1 protein-coding gene is annotated in these 223 nt (G+C 63.7%); it reads right to left on the bottom strand.

Features of this window, described 5'->3' with window-relative positions; all coding sequences use genetic code 11:
* Nucleotides 1–223, bottom strand: a 223-nt coding sequence (locus tag ABFP37_RS22640) for an MFS transporter (protein ID WP_347035052.1), incomplete at both ends; no start/stop codon positions are given.

Here is a 223-nt window from a genome sequence, read left to right as displayed (position 1 = left end):
AACGGCGCCGATGATGAACGGGATGCGCCAGCCCCATTCGCCCATCTGTTCCGGAGTCAGCATGCGCTGGAGCAGGATCATCACGAGGAGTGCGGACAGTTGGCCGATCACAATGGACACGTACTGGAAGCTGGAGAAGAACCCGCGGCGCCCCGGCGTGGCGACCTCGGAGAGGTAAGTGGCGCTGGATCCGAACTCACCACCGACGCTGAGACCCTGCAGG

It is taken from the genome of Burkholderia sp. RS01 (assembly GCF_039748055.1).
Taxonomy (GTDB): Bacteria; Actinomycetota; Actinomycetes; order Actinomycetales; family Micrococcaceae; genus Arthrobacter.
Note: the sequence above shows the minus strand (reverse complement) of the source record. Positions and strands in the feature narration are given on the sequence as shown.